At 64.3% G+C, this 20,527-nt stretch carries 22 protein-coding genes; 14 read left to right on the forward strand and 8 right to left on the reverse strand.

From position 1 onward, the window contains the following. Window positions 1-96 precede the first annotated feature (96 nt). From BN1133_RS18430 to BN1133_RS18440, 3 genes are all read left to right on the forward strand, one after another. On the forward strand, window positions 97-345 hold the full coding sequence (locus tag BN1133_RS18430) for a DUF997 family protein (protein ID WP_050667905.1): 249 nt from the start codon (window positions 97-99) through the stop codon (window positions 343-345). Next, window positions 335-1,792: a sodium/pantothenate symporter gene (panF, locus tag BN1133_RS18435; RefSeq protein ID WP_050667906.1), complete on the forward strand. Its 1,458-nt coding sequence runs from the start codon at window positions 335-337 to the stop codon at window positions 1,790-1,792. Before BN1133_RS18430 ends, panF begins: the two co-directional genes overlap by 11 nt. A 79-nt stretch (window positions 1,793-1,871) precedes the next feature. Next, entirely contained in the window at window positions 1,872-3,260 is a 1,389-nt protein-coding gene (locus BN1133_RS18440; protein WP_050667970.1) for a PTS transporter subunit EIIC, read from the forward strand. On the opposite strand, the gene BN1133_RS18445 is transcribed toward BN1133_RS18440, so the two are convergent. Next, window positions 3,251-4,135: a LysR family transcriptional regulator gene (locus tag BN1133_RS18445; protein ID WP_050667907.1), complete on the reverse strand. Its 885-nt coding sequence runs from the start codon at window positions 4,133-4,135 to the stop codon at window positions 3,251-3,253. The genes BN1133_RS18440 and BN1133_RS18445 overlap by 10 nt on opposite strands. Window positions 4,136-4,231: 96 nt before the next feature. Between BN1133_RS18445 and BN1133_RS18450 the strand changes: the two genes are divergently transcribed. The 9 genes from BN1133_RS18450 to BN1133_RS18490 all read left to right on the forward strand — a co-directional run bounded on the left by BN1133_RS18450 (window position 4,232) and on the right by BN1133_RS18490 (window position 12,710). Then, entirely contained in the window at window positions 4,232-5,251 is a 1,020-nt protein-coding gene (locus tag BN1133_RS18450; RefSeq protein WP_050667908.1) for a zinc-binding alcohol dehydrogenase family protein, read from the forward strand. A 374-nt stretch (window positions 5,252-5,625) separates the two neighbouring features. Continuing rightward, entirely contained in the window at window positions 5,626-6,507 is an 882-nt protein-coding gene (gene gluQRS / locus BN1133_RS18455; protein WP_050667909.1) for a tRNA glutamyl-Q(34) synthetase GluQRS, read from the forward strand. 47 nt (window positions 6,508-6,554) lie between these two features. Next, window positions 6,555-8,003, forward strand: a complete 1,449-nt coding sequence (gene pcnB / locus BN1133_RS18460) for a polynucleotide adenylyltransferase PcnB (RefSeq protein WP_050667910.1) — start codon at window positions 6,555-6,557, stop codon at window positions 8,001-8,003. After that, entirely contained in the window at window positions 8,003-8,500 is a 498-nt protein-coding gene (gene folK, locus BN1133_RS18465; RefSeq protein ID WP_050667911.1) for a 2-amino-4-hydroxy-6-hydroxymethyldihydropteridine diphosphokinase, read from the forward strand. Before pcnB ends, folK begins: the two co-directional genes overlap by 1 nt. A 9-nt stretch (window positions 8,501-8,509) precedes the next feature. Further along, the gene (gene panB, locus BN1133_RS18470) at window positions 8,510-9,304 is read left to right on the forward strand and encodes a 3-methyl-2-oxobutanoate hydroxymethyltransferase (protein WP_050667912.1); all 795 of its coding nucleotides are present in this window, start codon (window positions 8,510-8,512) and stop codon (window positions 9,302-9,304) included. Between the two features lie 42 nt (window positions 9,305-9,346). Next, window positions 9,347-10,195 carry a pantoate--beta-alanine ligase gene (panC, locus tag BN1133_RS18475; RefSeq protein WP_050667913.1) on the forward strand — a complete coding sequence of 283 codons (849 nt, stop codon included), beginning with the start codon at window positions 9,347-9,349 and terminating at the stop codon, window positions 10,193-10,195. A 195-nt stretch (window positions 10,196-10,390) separates the two neighbouring features. Next, complete coding sequence (locus BN1133_RS18480) at window positions 10,391-11,110, forward strand: nucleoside recognition domain-containing protein (RefSeq protein WP_050667914.1); 720 nt, start codon at window positions 10,391-10,393, stop codon at window positions 11,108-11,110. Further along, a complete protein-coding gene (locus BN1133_RS18485) occupies window positions 11,111-11,578 on the forward strand; it encodes a YjiG family protein (protein WP_050667915.1) in 468 nt (155 codons plus the stop codon). A 7-nt stretch (window positions 11,579-11,585) separates the two neighbouring features. Beyond that, window positions 11,586-12,710 carry a M20 family metallopeptidase gene (locus BN1133_RS18490; RefSeq protein ID WP_050667916.1) on the forward strand — a complete coding sequence of 375 codons (1,125 nt, stop codon included), beginning with the start codon at window positions 11,586-11,588 and terminating at the stop codon, window positions 12,708-12,710. A 36-nt stretch (window positions 12,711-12,746) separates the two neighbouring features. Here the strand turns inward: BN1133_RS18490 and BN1133_RS18495 are convergent, their stop codons facing one another. From BN1133_RS18495 to BN1133_RS18505, 3 genes are all read right to left on the reverse strand, one after another. Continuing rightward, window positions 12,747-13,271, reverse strand: coding sequence for a rhodanese-like domain-containing protein (locus tag BN1133_RS18495; RefSeq protein ID WP_136614671.1), 525 nt, complete (start codon window positions 13,269-13,271; stop codon window positions 12,747-12,749). After that, window positions 13,271-13,690: a MauE/DoxX family redox-associated membrane protein gene (locus BN1133_RS18500; protein WP_050667918.1), complete on the reverse strand. Its 420-nt coding sequence runs from the start codon at window positions 13,688-13,690 to the stop codon at window positions 13,271-13,273. Before BN1133_RS18500 ends, BN1133_RS18495 begins: the two co-directional genes overlap by 1 nt. Window positions 13,691-13,764: 74 nt before the next feature. Next, a complete protein-coding gene (locus tag BN1133_RS18505; RefSeq protein WP_050667919.1) occupies window positions 13,765-14,157 on the reverse strand; it encodes a CesT family type III secretion system chaperone in 393 nt (130 codons plus the stop codon). A 234-nt stretch (window positions 14,158-14,391) separates the two neighbouring features. On the opposite strand from BN1133_RS18505, the gene BN1133_RS18510 reads away from it, so the two are divergent. Continuing rightward, a complete protein-coding gene (locus tag BN1133_RS18510; RefSeq protein WP_050667920.1) occupies window positions 14,392-16,473 on the forward strand; it encodes a hypothetical protein in 2,082 nt (693 codons plus the stop codon). A 229-nt stretch (window positions 16,474-16,702) separates the two neighbouring features. Here BN1133_RS18510 and BN1133_RS18515 read toward each other — a convergent pair whose 3' ends face one another. The 3 genes from BN1133_RS18515 to hpt form a co-directional block, all read right to left on the reverse strand. Then, complete coding sequence (locus tag BN1133_RS18515; protein ID WP_050667921.1) at window positions 16,703-17,476, reverse strand: ABC transporter permease; 774 nt, start codon at window positions 17,474-17,476, stop codon at window positions 16,703-16,705. Then, window positions 17,473-18,393 carry an ABC transporter ATP-binding protein gene (locus BN1133_RS18520; protein ID WP_050667971.1) on the reverse strand — a complete coding sequence of 307 codons (921 nt, stop codon included), beginning with the start codon at window positions 18,391-18,393 and terminating at the stop codon, window positions 17,473-17,475. The genes BN1133_RS18515 and BN1133_RS18520 overlap by 4 nt, the downstream gene beginning before the upstream one ends. Before the next feature lie 100 nt (window positions 18,394-18,493). After that, window positions 18,494-19,024 carry a hypoxanthine phosphoribosyltransferase gene (hpt, locus tag BN1133_RS18525; protein WP_050667922.1) on the reverse strand — a complete coding sequence of 177 codons (531 nt, stop codon included), beginning with the start codon at window positions 19,022-19,024 and terminating at the stop codon, window positions 18,494-18,496. A gap of 202 nt (window positions 19,025-19,226) precedes the next feature. On the opposite strand from hpt, the gene BN1133_RS18530 reads away from it, so the two are divergent. Further along, complete coding sequence (locus tag BN1133_RS18530) at window positions 19,227-19,865, forward strand: TetR/AcrR family transcriptional regulator (protein WP_050667972.1); 639 nt, start codon at window positions 19,227-19,229, stop codon at window positions 19,863-19,865. Between the two features lie 70 nt (window positions 19,866-19,935). Here BN1133_RS18530 and BN1133_RS18535 read toward each other — a convergent pair whose 3' ends face one another. Next, a complete protein-coding gene (locus BN1133_RS18535) occupies window positions 19,936-20,517 on the reverse strand; it encodes a NapC/NirT family cytochrome c (RefSeq protein WP_082178065.1) in 582 nt (193 codons plus the stop codon). Between the last annotated feature and the right edge of the window lie 10 nt (window positions 20,518-20,527).

The raw sequence follows: 20,527 nt of genomic DNA on the forward strand, positions 1-20,527 counted from the left end.
TAAAAACAATGCCAGTCAGTCTTAACTGACTGGCATTAGTGGCGACACGGCCCTTTTTTGTTATCCTCTGCGCCCCCCGTTTTGATGGAGGCCAAGGTGAATCGCTTTGCCCTTGCCCGCCGGGAAGCCCTGCTCTGCCTCGGACTGGCCCTGCTCTATTTCGTCGCCTGGTACGCCAGCGCCTACGCCGTGCCCGAAGCCATCGAGCTGTGGGGCATCCCGCTCTGGTTTCTGCTCAGCTGCATCCTGATGCCCCTGCTGTTTATCGCCCTGTGCGCGCTCATGGTCGATCGCCTCTTCGTCGAGGTGGAGCTCAACGACGGGGAGTCCGGTCATGAACCCTGAGTTGCTGCTGCCCCTGCTGGTCTATCTGCTGCTGGTGCTGGCGGTGGGCTTCTGGGCCAGTCGCCACCGCAGCGGTGGCAACTTCATGAGCGAGTACTTCATCGGCAACCGCAGCATGGGGGGCCTGGTGCTCGCCATGACCCTGGTGGCCACCTATACCTCGGCCTCGTCGTTTATCGGGGGGCCGGGTGCCGCCTACAAGGTGGGGCTCGGCTGGGTGCTGCTGGCGATGATCCAGCTGCCCACCGTCTGGCTCACCCTGGGGGTGCTTGGCAAGAAGTTCGCCATCATCGCCCGCCGGGTCAATGCGGTGACCATCAACGACATGCTGTGGGCCCGCTACCACTCCCGCGCCGTGGTGATCGTCGGCTCGCTCACCATCGTCCTCGCCTTTATCGCCACCATGGTGGTGCAGTTTATCGGCGGGGCGCGCCTGCTGGAGACCGCCACCGGCCTCTCCTACCAGCAGGGACTGCTGCTGTTTGCCGGCTGTGTGCTGCTCTATACGGTGATCGGCGGCTTTCGGGCCGTGGTGATGACCGACGCCCTGCAGGGGCTCATCATGGTGATCGGCACCGCCGCCCTGCTCGGGGGCATCCTGGTGGCGGGGGACGGCCTACCCAATCTGGTGCACCGACTGAAGGAGATCGATCCCAAGCTGGTGAGCCCCTCCGGGGCAGGCGATCTGCTGACCCAGCCCTTCATGCTGAGCTTCTGGGTGCTGGTCTGCCTCGGGGTGATCGGCCTGCCCCACTCGGCCCTGCGCTGCTTTGGCTATCGGGACAGCAAGGCGCTGCACCGGGGCATCCTCATCGGCACCCTGGTGAGCGCGTTTCTGATGTTCGGCATGCACCTGGCCGGCGCCCTGGGGCGCGCCATCCTGCCGGGCATGGAGAGCCCCGACAAGATCATGCCCTCGCTGATGATGGAGGTGCTGCCCCCCTGGCTCGCCGGGGTCTTCCTCGCCGCCCCCATGGCGGCCATCATGTCGACCATCGACTCCCAGCTGATTCAGGCCTCGGCCACCCTGGTCAAGGATCTCTGGGTCAACTATATGCGCCCGAGCGAGGAGCGGATGAGGGTCCAGGTGCCGCGCCTCTCCCTGCTGTGCACCCTGATCCTCGGCGCCCTGGTGCTGGTGGCCGCGCTCGAGCCCCCCGAGATGATCATCTGGCTCAACCTGCTCGCCTTCGGCGGCCTGCAGGCGGTCTTCCTCTGGCCCCTGGTGCTCGGCCTCTACTGGTCACGCGCCAACGGCGCCGGGGCGCTTGCCAGCATGCTGACCGGCGCCACCGGCTATGGTCTGCTCACCCAGTTGGCCATCAAGCCCTGGGGGCTGCACCCCATAGTGCCGAGCCTGCTGCTGGCCCTGGCCGCCTTCCTGGTAGCCACCTGGCTGACCCCGCCGCCGCGGGCGGAGGTGCGGGCGCTGTTCGAGGCATCCTGACACCCGAGCCGAAAACGCTATCCCCAAATGGGGATGATTAGGGTAAACTGTGCGCCGTATCACATTTCAGATCCTCGGCATGCACCTGACTCGTCCCCTGACCAAGACCCTGCAGCGACTCGGCTACGCCCTGATGCTGCCGGTCTCTCTGCTGCCCCTGGCGGCCCTGCTGATCCGCCTCGGTGATCTGCAGCTCCCCGCCTTGAGCCTCACCGGCCAGGCCCTCTTTAGCCAGATGCCCCTCATCTACGCCATCGCCATCGCCTTTGGTCTGAGCGAGCGGGGCCACGGAGGACAGGCGCTGACCGGAGCCGTAGGCTATCTGCTGCTCTCCAGCGCCATGGACAGCCTGCTCCCCCATCTGCACGCGGACATGATGTGTGGCCTGCTGGCGGGCCTGACGGTGGCCCTCTGCTGGCCCTGGGCCATGACGGTGCGGCTCCCCAGGGCCCTGCACCCTCTGCAGGGAGAGCCCCTGGCCATGCTGCTCTCGGCCCTCGCCTGCCTGCTGCTGGTGCTGCCGCTGGCCGGTCTCTGGCCGGCCTTCGAGCAGGGGGTGGTGCTGCTCGCCCAGCGCCTGCTCGACACACCGCTCGGGGCCTTCTGCTACGGGGTGCTCAACCGGTTGCTGATCCCCTTCGGCCTGCATCAGGTGCTGGGTAGCCTGGTCGGGATCGGCACCGGCGATCTGGATGCCCTGGCCCAGGCCCTGCCTCCCCACTCCGAGTTTGTGGCCGGCCTCTATCCCATCATCATGTTTGGCCTGCCGGGGGCGACCCTGGCCATCTGGCTACACCGGCTGCGCCAGCGCAAGGAGGCCCAGGGCGGCATGCTGCTGACCCTGGCCCTCACCTCGGCCCTGCTCGGCATCACTGAGCCCATCGAGTTTCTGTTTGCCTTCACGGCACCGCGCCTGTTTCTGGCCCACGCCCTGCTCACCGGCCTCTCCCTGGCCCTGTGCAAGATGATCGGCATCGAGGTGGGCAGTTACTTCTCGGCCGGACTGCTCGATCTGCTGCTGTGCGCCCCGAGCGGGGTAAACGCCTTCTGGCTCATCCCCATCGGCATCCTCTTCTTCGTGATCTACGCCCTCACCTTCTGGCTGCTGCTGGACGGCGAGAAGCTCAGTCGCCTCACTCCCCTGGGCCACGCCACCGCGGCCTGCGCCCCCTCGGGGGATCCCCAGATGCTGGCGATCCAGTATCTCAAGGCCCTGGGCGGGCTCGATAACCTGCAAGCCATCAGCGTCTGCCTGACCCGTCTCAGCCTGAGGGTCGAGAGCATGGGGCGGGTGGATCAGAGCCGGCTCCCCCAGCTCGGCTGCCTCTCCTGGATGATCATCAACGACCATCAGCTGGTGCTGGTGCTGGGCCCCAATGCCGGGCCCGTCGAGTCCCAGATCCGCATGCTGGCCGAACGACAATCGGTTCCCCTCGGCAACCACCCGGTTCACCCCGCTCAGGAGTAGGCGGGGGCAAAGGGGAGTCGCTGCTGCACCCACTCCATCAGGACGATCAGGGCGGGAGCCAGATACTCCCGGCTCGGGTAGACGAAGTAGAAGGGGTTATCGGGGATCGCCAGATCGGGCAACACCCGGCACAACCGCTCTTCACCCAAGGCGTCGCCACAGAGATGGAGGGGTAGCAGGGCGATGCCGGCCCCCCCCAACGCCATCTGGTGCAAGGCCAGCAGGCTGTTGCTCTGGGTGCGGGAGGGTGGCGTGAAGGGGCGCTCCCCCAGAGGCCACAGGGGCAGGGAGTGGTGCACCAGGCACTCGTGCTGACTGAGCTCGGCCAGGGTATGGGGCTCCCCTCGCCGCGCCAGATAGGCGGGTGAGGCCACCAGGTGGCGGGGTACCGCCCCCACCTTGCGACAGATGAGGCTCGAATCCTTGAGGGGCGCCGCCCGCATCGCCAGATCGAATCCCTCCCCTATCAGATCCCGCTGCTCGTCGGAGAGCACCAGCTCGATGCTGACCCCGGGATAGGCCTGCTGAAACCCGGCCAGCCAACCACCGAGCAAGAGGATACCGGTCGCCTCCGGCGCCGTGATCCGCAGCCGTCCGCTCGCCGTCTCCTGCAACAGACTCATCTCTCTGGCGGCCTGACTCGCCCGCTCCCGTATTGCCCGGCAGTGCTGATAGTAGGCCTCCCCCTGGGGAGTGAGGTGCAGACGCCGGGTGGTACGCTGCAGCAGCCGCACCCCGAGATGCGCCTCCAGGCGGGCCAGCTTCTGGCTCACCGAAGACTTGGGCATGCCGAGCAGCTCGGCGGCGGCGGTAAAACTCCCCTGCTCCACCAATACGGCAAACAGACCCATGAGGTCGAGTGGCTGATTGTTCATTTATACGAACACTCTTTCTTAATTACCCATCTTAATCTGGATAATAGCAGGCGCTAGAGTGGCGACCAATCCTGATACATGCCACGGAGCCAACACATGAAAGCCATTGCCCTGACCCACTATCTGCCAAGCGATCATCCGGAGTGCTTCCTCGAGGTCGATCTGCAAGCCCCCGAGCCCGGCCCCCGTGATCTGCTGGTGCGGGTCAATGCCGTCTCGGTCAACCCGGTCGACGTCAAGGTGCGCGCCCCCAAGGCCAAGGTCGAGCCGGCCCCGCGAGTGCTGGGCTGGGATGCGGTGGGTGAGGTGATCGCCATCGGCAGCGACGTGACCGGCTTCAAGCCCGGCGATCGGGTCTGGTACGCCGGCGACATCAGCCGCCCCGGCAGCAATGCCGCACTGCAGACCGTGGATGAGCGCCTCGTCGCCCTCGCCCCCCGCAGCCTCAGCGATGTAGAGGCGGCCGCCCTGCCCCTGACCACCATCACCGCCTGGGAGACCCTGTTCGAGCGTCTGGGCCTCAGTGGCGAGAGCCGGGGCCGCCTGCTCATCATCGGCGGCGCCGGTGGGGTCGCCTCTATCACCATCCAGCTGGCGCGCCGCCTGCTGCCTAACGTGGAGGTGATCGCCACCGCCTCGCGCCCTGAAAGCCACGACTGGGTCTCTGGCCTGGGCGCACACAAGGTGGTCAACCATCACAACCTCACCGCCGCACTGGCCGACGAGGGGATCGACCGGGTCGACTATATCTTCTGCACCAACGCGACCGAGCAACACTGGCAGAGCATGGCGGATCTCATCGCGCCTCTGGGCCAGATCTGCACCATCGCCGAGTCGGATGAGCCCTGGGATCTCTCCCTGCTCAAGGCCAAGAGCGTCACCTTCAGCCAGGAGTTCATGTTCACCCGATCCCTGTTCAAGACCGCAGATATGCAGCGCCAGGGGGATCTGCTCGCCGACGTGGCCCGCATGGTGGACGAGGGCTCGGTGCGCACCACCCTGACACGCGCCCTGGACCGACTCACCCCGGCCACCCTGGCCGAGGCCCATCGCATCGTGGAGGGGGGCAAGATGATAGGTAAATTGGCCATCGACAGCCGTAACCTGCACAACTAGGACGCAAAGGCGCCCCATCTTGGGGCGCCAGCAAACACACCCTCACACGCATATAAAAAAAACGGACTGGCCGACCGGCCAGTCCAATACCTGAAATGAACACACACATCCTGCGGGCAGGACCCTGAAGGGTTAGCAGCTCCCGTGCCAATATCGCCATACTCACCTGCCACCGGAAAAAATGGCCGCCCGAGGGCAGCCAAACCATGACGGAAGGCGAATCGAGTCGCCAAGAGCAAGGGGGAGTGCCCCCACAGCCCAGAACCACATCAAAATACGTGCCATGACATCGTGACGGCGTCGCCATACACTTGAGTTTTTCTGTCAGGGGCGCAGAATGCTTAGCCCAACCGAGCGACTTCTGCCTTGATACCATGACACCAGCCTATGTCGGGCGCTTTGCCCCCTCCCCCTCCGGCCCTCTTCACTTCGGCTCCCTGGTCGCGGCCCTTGGCAGCTATCTGCAGGCGCGGGCCCGGGGGGGACGCTGGCTGGTGCGCATCGAGGACATAGACCCGCCACGGGAGATGGCGGGCGCGAGCGATCTGATCCTGCGCACCCTGGAGCGCTACGGCCTGACCTGGGATGGGGAGGTGATGTTTCAGAGCCGGCGTCATGGGCGTTACGACGAGATCATCGAGCGCCTCTACCAGAGCGGCGATCTCTACTGGTGTCGCTGCACCCGGCGCGAGATAGCCGCGGCCGGTGGCCTCTATCCCGGCAGCTGCCGGGAGCTGGGGCTCCATCCGGCGGGTTGCGCCGCCCGGCTGCGCCAACGCCACCCGGTTTATCACTTCGACGATGCCCTGCAGGGACGCATCGCAGTGGCGCCGGCCCTGGCCGAAGAGGATTTCATCGTGCGCCGGCGCGACGGCCTCTATGCCTACAACCTGGCCGTGGTGGTCGATGACATGGACAGCGGCATCACCGAGGTGGTGCGCGGGGCCGACTTGCTCGAGCCCACGGTGCGCCAGATAGCCCTCTACCAGCGCCTGGGGGCGACCGTCCCCGCCTGGGTTCATCTGCCGCTGGCGGTGCAGCCCGATGGCAGCAAGCTCTCCAAGCAGAACCATGCCCGCGCCCTGCCGGAGGACCCCGCCGCCCCCCTGCTGGCGGCCCTGGCCTTTCTCGGTCATCCGGCCCCCGGCGATCTGCACGGCGCCCCCCCGGAGCCACTGCTCGAATGGGCCATTGCCCACTGGCAACCGGCACGGGTGCCGCATCAGATCAGCCTGCCCTCGCCGGTAGCGGGCTAGATGGTTTTTCATTTGGTCGGGCCTGAGCTATCATAGGCCGCTATTTTTTGGCCTCCCGTCAAACAGAGTTATCGAGGTGTACCATTTTTTCCCAGATCGCAAACTTTTGCCGCAAGGTGCTAGGCAAGGAAGAGGACGGCATGCAGATGGAATCCGAACAGCACGCCCCCGTCATCCATGAACGCCGCATCCTCTCCCGCGACGAGCATTCCATCTCGCGCAAGGAGATCAGCGAGAATGCGCTCAAGGTGCTCTACCGCCTGAACAAGGCCGGCTACGAGGCCTATCTGGTGGGGGGTGGTGTCCGTGACCTGCTGCTCGGGAAGACCCCCAAGGACTTCGACATCGCCACCGAGGCAACCCCGGAGCAGATCAAGGCCCTGTTCGGCAACTGCCGGCTCATCGGCCGTCGCTTCCGCCTGGCGCATATCGTCTTCGGTCGCGACGTGATCGAGGTGGCCACCTTCCGCGGTCACCACCATCAGGTCAACAACAGCCGCCACATCTCGGCCCAGAGCGAAGAGGGGATGCTGCTGCGCGACAACGTCTACGGCACCATCGAAGAGGATGCCGAGCGCCGCGACTTCACCGTTAACGCCCTCTACTACAGCGCCAGAGACTTCACCCTGCACGACTTCGCCGGTGGTCTGGAGGATCTGCAGGCCCGTCGCCTCGAGCTCATCGGTGACCCCGAGACCCGCTACCGGGAAGACCCGGTACGGATGCTGCGCGCCGTGCGCTTCGCCGCCAAGCTCGACATGCAGATTAGCCCGCGCACCGCGGCCCCGATCCGCGAGCTGGCCCCCCTGCTGCAAGATATTCCGGCGGCCCGCCTGTTCGAGGAGACCCTCAAGCTGTTCCTGGCCGGTCACGCCCTGGAGACCTATCGCCAGCTGCGCGACTACAACCTGTTCCAGCAGCTCTTCCCGCAGCTGACCCCGCTGCTGACCCCGAACGGGGACTCGGTCTGCGAGCGCTTCATCGAGTTGGCGCTGATCGATACCGACAAGCGGGTGCAGGATGACAAGCGCGTCACCCCCGCCTTCCTCTATGCCGCCCTGTTGTGGGGTGCGGTCGAGAGTCGTGCCCGGGTACTGGAGAACGAGAGCGGCCTGCCCTGGCACGACGCCTTCATGATGGCGGTCAACGAGGTGCTGGATAGCCAGACCCGGGTCATCGCCGTGCCACGCCGCTTCACCACCGACATCCGCGACATCTGGGCCCTGCAGACCCGTCTGACCCGCCGTCAGGGACGCCACCCGGAGCGTGCCATGGAGCATCCCAAGTTCCGCGCCGCCTACGACTTCCTGCTGCTGCGCAACCGGGTCGAGCGGGGCATCGGCGAGCTGGCCAGCTGGTGGGAGCGCTATGTGGAGTCGGCCCCCGAGTCCCGTCAACAGCTGCAGCGAGATGCCAGCCGTGACGAGCCGCGCGGTGAGAAGAAGCGCAACAACCGTCGGCGCCGTCCGCGCCGCCGCAAGCCGGCCGCCGAGTAATGACCCTCGCCTTCGTCGCCATCGGCTCCAACCTGGACGCCCCCCTCGAGCAGGCGCAGCGCGCCGTCGATGCCCTGCGCGGGGTGCCACAGAGCCGACTGGTGCTGGCGTCATCTTTCTATGCCAGCCGCCCCATGGGGCCCCGGGATCAACCCGACTACGTCAACGCCGTGGTCGGTCTGGAGACTGACCTCGCCCCCCTGGCGCTGCTGGATGCATTGCAACGTATCGAACTGGAACAGGGACGTGTTCGCAAGGAAGAGCGCTGGGGACCTCGCACCCTGGATCTCGATCTGCTGCTCTATGGTGACGCCACCCTGGAGCACGAGCGTCTCACCGTGCCCCACTACGGCATGAAGGTGCGGGAGTTTGTGCTACTCCCCCTGCACGAGATCGCCCCTCACCTGCACCTGCCCTGTGGCTCGCCCCTGTCCGACCTGGTTGCCCAGTGCCCGCGTAACGGCCTGATGGCCGTGGCGCCGGCCCCTGCCGTGTAGGAGCCTTTAATGAGCAAGATCACCACCGCCTCCCTGCTGAAGATGAAGCAGGAGGGGCAGAAGTTCACCGCCATCACCGCCTATGACGCCACCTTCGCCAGACTGTTCGACGACGAAGGTGCCCATGTGCTGCTCATCGGCGACTCCCTCGGCATGGTGCTGCAGGGGGGGAGCGACACCCTCGCCGTCACCATGGACGAGATGGCCTACCACACCCGCTGCGTGGCCAAGGGGGCTGACCAGGCCCTGGTCATCGCCGACATGCCGTTCATGAGCTATGCCACCCCCGAGCAGACCTACCAGAACGCCGCCCGCCTGATGGCCGCCGGTGCGCGCATGGTCAAGATGGAGGGGGGGGAGTGGCTGTGTGACGCCATTCGCCACCTGACCCGTAACGGGGTGCCGGTGTGCGGCCATTTGGGGCTGACCCCCCAGTCGGTGCACGTCTTCGGCGGCTTCAAGGTGCAGGGGCGCGACGAGTTCCAGGCCCAGGAGATCTACCGTCAGGCCCTGGCCCTGCAGGAGGCCGGCATCCAGCTGCTGGTGCTCGAGTGCGTGCCGGTGGCGCTGGCCGAGCGCATCACCAAGGCCCTGCGCATCCCGGTGATCGGCATCGGTGCCGGCCCGGTCACCGATGGCCAGATCCTGGTGATGCACGACGCCTTCGGCGTCACCTCCGGCTATGTGCCCAAATTTACCAAGAACTTCCTGGCCGAGACCGGCGACCTGCGGGGCGCGGTTCGCCTCTATATCAAGGAAGTGGCCGAGGGAACCTTCCCCGGGCCGGAGCACTGCTTCAACTGATGTCAGGGGGCCACAGGCCCCCTTAGCTTAGGAGTTCATCTCATGCTGGTTGTCTCACAGATCGCCGATCTTCGTTCCACCCTGAGCGCCTGGCGCCGCGCCGGCGAGCGCATCGCCTTCGTGCCCACCATGGGCAACCTGCACCAGGGGCACCTGACCCTGGTGGCCGAGGCCCGCGCCCGCGCCGAGCGCGTGGTGGTGAGCATCTTCGTCAACCCGATGCAGTTCGACCGGGCCGAGGATCTGGCCAACTACCCGCGTACCCTGGAGCAGGACTGCGACGCCCTGCGCGCCGCCGACGCCGATCTGGTGTTCACCCCGACCCCGGAAGTCATGTATCCCAAGGGGCTGGCCAACCAGACCTTCGTCGAGGTACCGGGTCTGTCTGCCCTGCTGGAAGGCGCCCTGCGCCCGGGCCATTTCCGCGGGGTCAGCACGGTCGTCACCAAGCTCTTCAATCTGGTACAGCCCGATGTGGCCTGCTTCGGTCAGAAAGACTTCCAGCAGCTGGCGCTCATTCGCCAGATGGTCGAGGACATGGCCATGCCCATCGAGATCGTCGGCGTGCCCACGGTGCGGGCCGACGATGGCCTGGCCCTGTCGTCACGCAACGGCTACCTCACTGCCGCCGAACGCGCCATCGCCCCCACCCTGGCCCGGGTGATGCACACCCTGGCCGATCGCCTGGCCGGCGGCGAGCGCGACCTCGAGGCCCTGGTTCGCGACGGGGCCCGCGCCCTGGACGAGGCCGGCTTCAAGACCGATGCCATCGACATCGTCGACGCCCACACCCTGCTCCCGCTGAACGAGCAGAGCCGGGAGGCGGTGATCCTGATGGCCGCCTTCCTCGGCAAGGCGCGTCTCATCGACAATCGGAGCCTTGCCCTCTGACTCCCCCGGGCCCGGCACTCGCCGGGCCTCACTCATGCCCCCTTGATTAACATCACAAAAGTGCACTTTATTGACACTTTTGCCATTGCTCACACCTGTTACTTTGATATCGGTCAATAAGCCTCGGTCTCACATGAGGAAAATCACTCATCCATAAATTAGTGATTTTTCAGCATAAAAAACCAAGGAAACCGAATGTCATCTCAGGAAACCACCAAAGAGAGGCGCAGCATAGGGAGCTACCTCGCCCTGGCCTTTGCCGTCGTCTTCTTCTCGGGCCTGCTGCAGTCCAAGCAGTGGTTCGGCGTCTTCGACTTCACCACCCTCAACGGCTCCTTTGGTACCGTCGTCCAGTCGGTCAGCCAGGGCAGCGAGGGGGTCACCACCGCCATGAGCGATCTGCGTGGCAAGGGGGGCAGCGGTGCCCGTGACGGCTTTCTGTTTGCCCTCACCCTGATCCCCACCGTCATGTTTGCCCTCGGCATGATCAATGTGCTCGAGCACTACGGTGCCCTGCGCGCCGCCCGCCAACTGCTGAGCCCGCTGCTCAAGCCCCTGATGGGGATCCCGGGCAGCTCGGGGCTCGCCCTCATCGCCTCTTTGCAGAGCACGGATGCAGGGGCCGCCATGACCCGCCAGCTCAAGGATGAAGGACACCTGACCCAGCGCGAGACCGATGTCTTCACCATGTTCCAGTTCTCCGCCGGGGCCACCATAGTGAACTTCTTCTCCTCCGGAGCCGTCCTCTTCACCCTGACCCTGGCCGACGGCTCTCTGGCCGTGGGCTCCTCCATCGGTCTCGCGGTGGCGGTGATGTTCATCTTCAAGATTGTCGGGGCCAACCTGTTTCGCCTCTACCTCAACCTGACCGATGGCCGGGAAGAGACCTCGCAACCCCAGAAGGAGGCCGCATAAATGAGCCAGAGCCAGATCAAGAAGCCCATGGTGACCGACATCTTCGTCGAGGGGGCCCGCAAAGGATGGACCATCGCCACCACCTCCACCGTACCCAACGTGCTGATGGCCTTCGTCATCATCAAGGTGCTGCAACTCACCGGCGCCCTGGATGCCATGGGCACGATCTTCTCTCCGGTGATGGGGTTGTTCGGCCTGCCCGGTGAGGCCGCTGCCGTACTGATCGGCGCCTGGATGTCCATGGGCGGTGCGGTCGGAGTGGTCATCTCCCTGTTCGATCAGGGGATCCTGACCGGTGGACAGATCGCCATCCTGGCCCCGGCCATCTACCTGATGGGCTCCCAGATCCAGTATCTGGGCCGCATCCTGGGCCCTATCGGCACCGAAGGTCGCCACATCCCGGTGATGATCGCCATCTCTGTCATCAACGCCTTCGGCGCCATGGCGCTGATGAACCTGCTCGTCTGAGGCCCCTATGCACTTCTCATTGAATGACTACCTGGCCGCTCTGCGCCCCCTGGTCAATGTCGATTGCGGCACCCTGAATCGGGAGGGGAACCGCACCGTGGTCGAGCTGATGAAGGGCCACTTCGCCCCCCTGACCGGCTGGCAACTGACCGAAGTGGATTGCGGCGCGGCCGGCGTCGGCCTCGAGATCCGCAACCGACCGGCCGGCGAGCCCATCGATGTGCTGATGATCGGCCATCTCGATACCGTCTTCCCGGTCGGCACCGCCGCCACACGCCCCCTGCGAGTGGAGGGGAGCCGTGCCTTCGGCCCCGGTGTCTCCGACATGAAGTCGGGGCTGCTCAACATCCTCTGGGCAGTACGGGGGCTCGACCCGGCCCTGCTCGCGCGCCTCTCCCTGTGCATCTGCATGAACCCGGACGAGGAGATAGGCTCGCTCCACTCCGAGGACTGGCTCAAGTCGGTCGCCAAAGATGCCCGCCATGTGCTGGTGGCCGAGGCGGCCCGGGCCGATGGCTCACTCGTGAAGGCCCGCAAGGGGATGGCCCGCTATCGCATCGAGGCCCATGGCAAGGCGGCCCACGCGGGTAACGATCCCCGCGCCGGGCGCAGCGCCATCCGCGAGCTGGCCCACTGGACCCTGGCCCTGGACGCGCTCAATGACATCGAGAACGGCACCACCCTCAACCTGGGCGTCATCCAGGGAGGGGCCGTCGCCAACATAGTCCCCGATCAGGCCTGCGCCTGGGTGGATGTGCGCTTCTGGAGCAACCAGGCGTTTCAGACCCTGGAGGATAGCCTGCACACCATGGCCGAGCGCCCCTTCGGTGACGGGATCCGGATCACCCTGACCCGGGAGGCCTACAAGCCCTCCATGACCCCCTCCCCCGAGACCGAGCGACTGATGGCGCTGGTGGAGCGCTGCGGCGAGCAGATCGGACTCCCCATCACCTGGCAGGCGGTGGGCGGAGGCTCGGATGCCAACCTGACCGCGGTCATGGGGATCCCGACCCTGGACGGGCTGGGCCCCGTCGGTGCCGGCTTTCACAGCGATGAGGAGTATCTGGATCTGGACTCCGTCGAGCCACGGATCCGCCTGTTGCAGAGGGTGCTCGCCGAGCTGGCGCCTTGATAACGAAGAGACCCGCCACATGGCGGGTCTCTTGTCTCAGTCGGAGGCGAGGGGATAACCGGCCCCCTTCCACGCGAAGATGCCGCCCGGCACCCGGTAGACCTGGCGATATCCCTGCTGCACCGCCCAGGCGGCGGCGTTATGGCTGCGACCGCACTGCACGAAGCCGCAGTAGATCACCAGGGGGCGCTCCTTGTCCTCACCCAGCAGGGCCAGCAGCTGCGCCTCGCTCCCCTCCCCTTCCACGATGTCGCTCCAGACCGGCGAGCCCTTGGCCTCCTTGACGAAGACGAAGTTCTTGGCCCCCGGGATGTGCCCCTTCTTGTAGGAAGCCTCGAGCGGCATGGTATCGAGGATGACCATCTCCTCCCCCTTGTCCATACGCCCCTTGAGCTCGGCCACCGTCATCAGCCGGTAGTGGCCCTGCGCCGTCTCGTTGGCCAGTTGCACGGCGCTCTGCTCCAGCTTGACCTCCTGCTCGAACTGATTGTCACCGCAACCGCCCAGCATCAGGGAGGCTGCCACCAGCGAGGCGAGCAGGGAGAGGGAACGGGTTTTCATCATGACACTTCCTTGGTTGGGAGAGAGAGGGAAGGCGCGGGCACCAGCAGCGCGGCCACCATGGCCAGCATCAGCAGATCCCGCCCTATGGCCTGGGGCAACGAACCCAGATCGGCCTTGCCCAGGCACCCGCAAGCGATGTCGAGATCGATGGCCACCCCGTAACCGAGCACGGCGATAAACAGCAGCAGCAGCGCCATCATCAACCAGAGACCCCGGCGCCACCCCATCAGCACGGCCCCTCCCGCCACCAGCTCCAGCAGGATGAGTCCCCAGGCCACCAGGGGTTGCAGCGGTGGCCACACCAGACCGAAGGCATCGATCTGTTGCACGAAGAGAGCGGGAGAGAGGCTCTTGATGCCACCCGAGAGGAGAAAAAAGCCCCCCAGAAGCAGACGAGCCAGCAGGCGCCAGACCATAAAACACCTCTTATTAGGTAGTCGCCTAGTCTAGCAATTTATCGTCGTTTGACAATCCTTCCCGCAGGGGGAATCTAGGCGCGCAGGGTATGGGCCAGAGAGACACGCGGCGCCTCGACCCGATCCCGGCGATGGGCCAGCAGATCGTCGGCCAGTTCGAGAGCTCGCTCCAGCAGCGAGGCAAGCCCCTCTACCGTGAGGTGATCGAGCCACTCACGACACCAGAGCAGGGTGCTCCCTTCGGAGCGTCCCAACTGAAACACGGGATAGTTGTCGAGATCCCAGAGCAGGGGTGCGTTGGGCATGCCGTGGTCGGGCAGCAACACATAGAGCACCAGTTGCCCCTCATCCTCGGCCAGGGTTACCACCCGTTCATCGTCGATGGCAAAAGAGGTAACGCTCTGATCAATAGCCGGAGCGGGGAGGCCCAATTGTTCGCACAGGCCGGCGATAAGGGTGTGGTACATAAGCGGTTCCGTCGCAGAGAGGATGACGGAGCACACGCTATGCCTCCGGCGTCGGGACGGGTATCAAAATCGGCCAGATTTTTTTAGACAAGCGACACACCGCAGCAAAAGTGTGATGGTGGCGACAAATTGAGCGGGTTCGCTCAAATCCTTAAATGGCACGACCACGGCTGATAAAAAGGGGGCTGAATGGGGCGTAATCTGCAGCCATAACAAAACAAAAAGGCACAGCATATGAAGGTAAGCACACAGAGCAATGTCCCCAGCACCCCGCTCATCGAGAATCAGGTCACGACGCCGGCACAGCCGCGGCTGCGCCTGCTCGACGCCGGTAATCGGGAGTTTGACCGCCAGATCCGCCGGGGTCTGGGTCATCGTCAGAGCCAGGAGCTCAAGAGCCTGCGCAAGGCGATCAATCACTACCAGGCCAACCAGACCCCCTCCCTGGCTTGCCTGGAGAAGGTCGAGAAGGCCCTCGACTTCTGGCTCGCCTCCGGCAAGAACCGCTCCCGCCAGCAAGACCCCGTGGTCGCGCGCCTGCGCAGCGACATCGCCTCCCGTCGTCAGCACCTGGCCCAGGGCGGCAAGGAGAGCGACTTTCAGCTCTCCTGGCTCTGCAACGACCAGGGCCGCGTCAATCAACCCATCGCCAGCAACATGCAGATCAAGGAGTGGATGAGCCGGCTGGAAGGGCTGCGCAAGGAGGGGGCGCACGATCTGTTCCAACACGAGCTGCAATCAGCCCTCGACCAGGTGTTTGGCCTGAGTGAAGGGATGACGGCCCTGCGCCTGGGGCGAGCCCCCAACCGGGAAGAGGTGATAGAGAGTCATGAGTGGCACCTCTTTACCGCGACCCTGCGCAGTCGCTTCCCCGACCTGGTCGAGCTCAAGCCCCAGCCGACCGCCGAGGAGCACGCCCGGGACACCCTGCTGACCCACAGCCAACTCATCGAGCTGCAACACCTCAAGGAGGTGCTCGACGTCAGCCTCAAGGATAAGGTCGACAAGCAGGGAGAGATTGGCCTGCTGCGTACCGAGCTGCTGACCGCGCTGGTGGACGGGCTCGATGAGCCTTTCCTTCAACGGGAGAGCGACGAGCAGGCCCTGTGGCAAAAACCGGGCGCCTCTCCCCTCTATCAGACCGGGATCCGGCGCGAGCTCAAGCACCCTCTGGAAACCACCAGCCGCGAGAGGAACAACGGCGACCCGCTGGCCCGCAAGGAGTTCAAGGAGCTGGGATTGATCAACGCCAGCGCCCTGGTCGAAGCCTTCGCCAAGATCGAGATCGGCAAGTGGGAGGGAAAGAAAGAGGGCGCCTTTGGAGAGCTGGCCGCCAAGGTCACCCTGAGCCAGGAGAACAAGGCCACCCTCAAGGCAGAAGCCGTGGTCGGCAAGGCGGAGGGTTCCCTGCAGTTTAATCCGCCCCCCAAGCCGATACAGGAGACCCACGGTGAGCGCTACAAGCCGGGCCCCCATGATTTCACCCTGCTGCGGGTCGGCGCCAGTGCCGAACTGGTGAGCAAGCTGGGTCTGAGCGCCGAAGGGAGCTGGACCATCGGTCAGCTGCTCAGGGCCAAGGTGGCGGGCAAGGCGGAGGCCGGCGTCACCGTCAAGGCCGAGGCGGGGGCCGCCCTCATTGCCACTCCCCAGGGACCGCTCGCCAGCGTGACCGCCAACGCCTCAGCCTTCGCCGGTCTCAAGGCCGAGGGAAGCGCCGAGCTCAATCTGCTCAAGAGCCAGTATGCCGATGCCTATGCCCTCTCGGCCAAGGTGAAGGCGTCGGCCAACCTGGGGGTGGGCGCCAGCGCCGGCGCCACGGCGGCCATCGGCCCGCAGGGAGCCAAATTCCACACCACGGCGGGAGTGACCCTGGGCATCGGCACGGAGGCAAGCTGGGAGGGGGGAGTCAATGCCATGGCTACCCGGGCCTATGCCCTCGAGCTGGCCGCCCGCGCCGCTCGCAACTTCGACCAGAGCAGGGCCGACAGCCTGGATGCCAGGGCGATGCAGGCCGGTACCGAAAACCGCCTCTACGAGCTATCCGAGCGCCTCAACAGCCGGATCCAGACCCTGGAGGGGCAACTTGAGGCACTGCAACTGGCGCCGGAGCAGAACCGGATCCGCAAGCAGGAGAGCCTGATCGAACCCGAGCTGGAGAGAGGGCGCCAGGCGATGGCTCAAGCCATCGATGATGCCATCGGACCGGATCGCCGGGATGCCCAGGGGGAGATAGAGCCCGTCCAACGCGCCCGGGAGCGCAATGACAAGCTGGACCTGACCGCTCGCCTGCTCAAGGATCACAAGATCCAGGCGTAACCAGACCGCCAAGAAGGACGCCAACAGAGAACAGCTATTGACGCCGACGGGGCGGTGAACGATGCCCCCCGTCGGCCCTCAATGGCGCCGATCTCACGTCCGCAGAGGAGTGTCCAAACGATTCGAGTGTTTCGCCGAGGGGAAGCCTTCTTCCGTCCGCGGCTATGCCGGAGCGGTAAACCCGTCAATGAACAAAGGCGCCGAGGCGCCTTTTTCATGGACGGCTGCATCAGTGACGCAGGCCGATTCCGCGCGAGACCAGCCACCAGGCCAGGGTATAGAGGGCCAGGATAAAGCCCCCTATGATGAGGTAGGCGGTGGTCAGGGGCACGTCCGAGATGCCGAGAAAGCCGTAACGGAAGGCGTTGACCATGTAGATGATGGGGTTCACCTGGGAGACCCCCTGCCAAAACGCCGGCAACAGGGAGATGGAGTAGAAGACCCCGCCCAGATAGGTCAGTGGCGTCAAGACGAAGGTGGGGATGATGCTGATGTCATCGAAACTCTTGGCGAACACCGCATTGATAAGCCCCCCCAGGGAGAAGACGATGGAGGTGAGCAATACGGTGACACAGACGCTGAAGAGGTGATGGATCTGCAGCGGCACGAAGAAGAGCGACACCAGGGTCACGATAAACCCGACGCAGAGCCCACGTGCCACCCCGCCACCGACGAAGCCGGCGATGATGATGTAGTTGGGCACCGGGGCCACCAGCAGCTCCTCCACGTTGCGTTGAAACTTGGCGCTGTAGAAGGAAGAAGCGACATTGGAGTAGGAGTTGGTGATGACCGACATCATGATGAGGCCGGGCACGATAAACTCCATATAGCTAAAGCCCCCCATCTCGCCGATGCGCGACCCTATGAGGTTGCCGAAGATGACGAAATAGAGGCTCATGGTGATGGCCGGCGGCACCAGAGTCTGCACCCAGATGCGGGTAAAACGGGTGATCTCCTTGGCCAGTATGCTCTGAAAGGCGATCCAGTAGGCCTGCGAACTCATGCTTTTCTCCCCTCTTCCACCAGATGGACAAACAGCTCCTCGAGCCGGTTGGCCTTGTTACGCATGCTCTGCACCCCTATCCCCAGCTCGCTCAGGGCGGCGAAGAGGCCGTTGAGGGTCTGGCTCTTGTCGAGCTCTACCTCCAGGGTACGGGCATCGACACAGCGGCAGTGGTAACCGGGCAACTCGAGGCTGGCCGGGCACTCAGCGGTCAGATCGAGCAGGAAGGTCTCGCGCCCCAGCTTGCCAAGCAGGCTCTTCATGCTGGTGTTCTCGATGAGGCGCCCCTTGTCGATGATGCCGATGTTGCGGCACAGCATCTCGGCCTCTTCCAGATAGTGGGTGGTGAGTATGATGGTCACCCCCTGGCGGTTGAGGTCGCGCAAGAATTGCCACATGGAGCGACGGATCTCGATGTCGACACCGGCGGTCGGCTCATCGAGGATGAGCAGTTTCGGCTCGTGCATCAGGGCACGGGCTATCATCAGGCGCCGTTTCATGCCCCCGGAGAGAGTACGCGCCTGCATATCCCGCTTCTCCCACAGGTCGAGCTGGCGCAGGTACTTCTCGGCACGGATCTTCGCCTCATGACGGGGCACACCGTAGAAGCCCGCCTGGTTGGTGACTATCTGTCCCACCTTCTCAAACTGGCTGAAGTTGAACTCCTGGGGCACCAGACCGAGCTGGGCCTTGGCCTTCTCGAGATCCCGGTCGATGTCATGGCCAAACACCTTCACCTGACCGGCGCTCTTGTTCACGAGCGAGCTGATGATGCCGATGGTGGTCGACTTGCCGGCACCATTGGGGCCGAGCAGGGCGAAGAAGTCCCCCTCCTCGACGCAGAGATCGATCCCCTTGAGCGCCTCGACGCCACCGGGGTAGGTTTTTCTCAGTGCTGTGATTTCCAGTGCTTTCATCATGTCCTCTGCTCACGCATGGCAATCTTGTCGTTGCTTCATACAAAAGAGGCGGCACTGGGCCACCTCTGCTGCAGGGCGTCAGGCGCCTTGGTCTCGCTTACTCCTGGGGGACCACCTTGCCGATGTAGGGCAGGTTGCGATAACGCTGGGCATAATCGATGCCGCAGCCGACCACAAACTCATCGGGGATGGCGAAGCCGACCCATTCGACCGGCACCTGTACCTCACGACGGGAGGGCTTGTCGAGCAGGGTGCTGATGGTCAGCGACTTGGGCTCGCGCAGGGAGAGGATCTCGCGCACCTTGCTCAGGGTATAACCGGTGTCGATGATGTCCTCGACGATCAGCACATCCTTGCCCTTGATGTCGTCATCCAGGTCTTTGAGGATGCGTACATCCCGGCTGCTGTGCATGCTGGAGCCATAGCTGGAGGCGGTCATAAAGTCGAGACTCACCGGCAGTTCGATATGGCGGCAGAGATCGGCCAAAAAGACGCAGGAGCCGCGCAGCAGACCCACCAGCACCAGCTCGTCGGTATCCTGATAGTGTTCGGTGATGGCCTTGCCCAGCTCGACGATACGGGCCTGGACTTCGCTCTCGGGGATCATCACCTCAACGGTATGTTTCATGTTTCACTCCAACCGTGTCATGTCCCTGACATGACGCTTCACGACTCGAAAGTGGGCAATTGTAACATCTGTCGCCAGTCTCGTCAGGCACATCACTCTTTAACCGGATTAATTTAGTTGGTAAAGTGCTCAGTGATCACAGGCTGAGTCGGCAACGACAGATTCACACAACCATAAGTCCAATAAAAGAAACGACAATATGATGGAACCACGCGCAGAAATCAGACGGCGCACCCGGCTTTCGCCGGAGGCTCGCCGTTCCCAACTCATGGAATGTGCCATTGAAGTGTTCTCCCGCCGCGGGATCGGTCGGGCCGGACACGCCGAGATAGCCGAAGAGGCCAAGGTGTCAGTGGCAACCGTCTTTAACTACTTCAATACCCGCGAAGAGCTGGTTGACGAGGTACTCGGCGAGGTCGAGGCCTTCATTCGTCAACTCATGACCGAAGCCTATGGCGACCACCACCCCATCTGCGACAGCATACGTCGCCATGTGGAGCTGTTTGTCAACGTGGCTTACGAGCGTCCCGACCACGCCAACATCTGGCTGGAGTGGAGCTCCTCCGTCCGCGACGAGGTGTGGCCGCGCTATGTCAAGCTGCTGGACGAGATCCTCGAACACATTACTCCCCGTCTGCAGAAGGCCCTCGATCGCGGTGAGATCGAGAGTGAGCTCAGTGCGCTGGCCCTGGCCCGCATCCTGACCAGCTTTGGCTACCTGATGATGCAGATGGTCAACGCCCCCGAGCGCCCCCTGCGCAGTGAGGTCGTTGAAACCGTTTACCAATATGTCACTGCCCCCCTGAAACAGGGAGCAGCCCAGGCCCTTGCCCTGGCCTGAATAAAGCGGTGAATCGCAGGTGATCGGAGTGAAGGCGACCCATGGTCGCCTTCACTCTTTCTGGCCAGACTCACTCCTGCTGAGTCGGCAGTTGATGGGCAATCCCGGCATGGCAGTCAATGCAGGACTCGCCACGCTCCGCCATCCCCTGGTGGCGCCTGGCTGCCGATCGGGATTGATTGGCCAGATCCATGCGAGCGGGATCGTGGCAATAGCGGCAGTTGCGCGAGTCGCTCTCCCGAAACTCTGCCGTCGAGATGGCCGCCAACCTGGCCCTGTGCTCCCGCTCGAAGTTGTCCGGGGTGATCTCTCCCCTGAGCCGGAGATAGATGTCCTTGGTAGCACGGATCTTGAGCCACAACTTGGGTAACAGCTCACGCGGCACATGACAGTCACTACAGGTGGCGGCCACCACCCCCTTGGTATTGTGGAAGTGGGGCGAGGCCTGATACTCCGCCACTATGCTATCCATCCCCTGGTGGCAGCGATAACAAAACCCGTTGCTGTTGGTGTAACCCAACACACCGTGAAACCCCGCCAGGGCCGCCCCCCCCAGAACAAACGCCAGCACACCGCCGAGCGGGATGCCCAGGCACCAACGGGCAGCGGGCGTGGCCCACAGACGACGCCACAGGGTCGGTTTGTCGCTCACCACCACCTCC

Source organism: Aeromonas schubertii, assembly GCF_000820105.1.
In the GTDB taxonomy this organism is placed as follows: domain Bacteria; phylum Pseudomonadota; class Gammaproteobacteria; order Enterobacterales; family Aeromonadaceae; genus Aeromonas; species Aeromonas schubertii.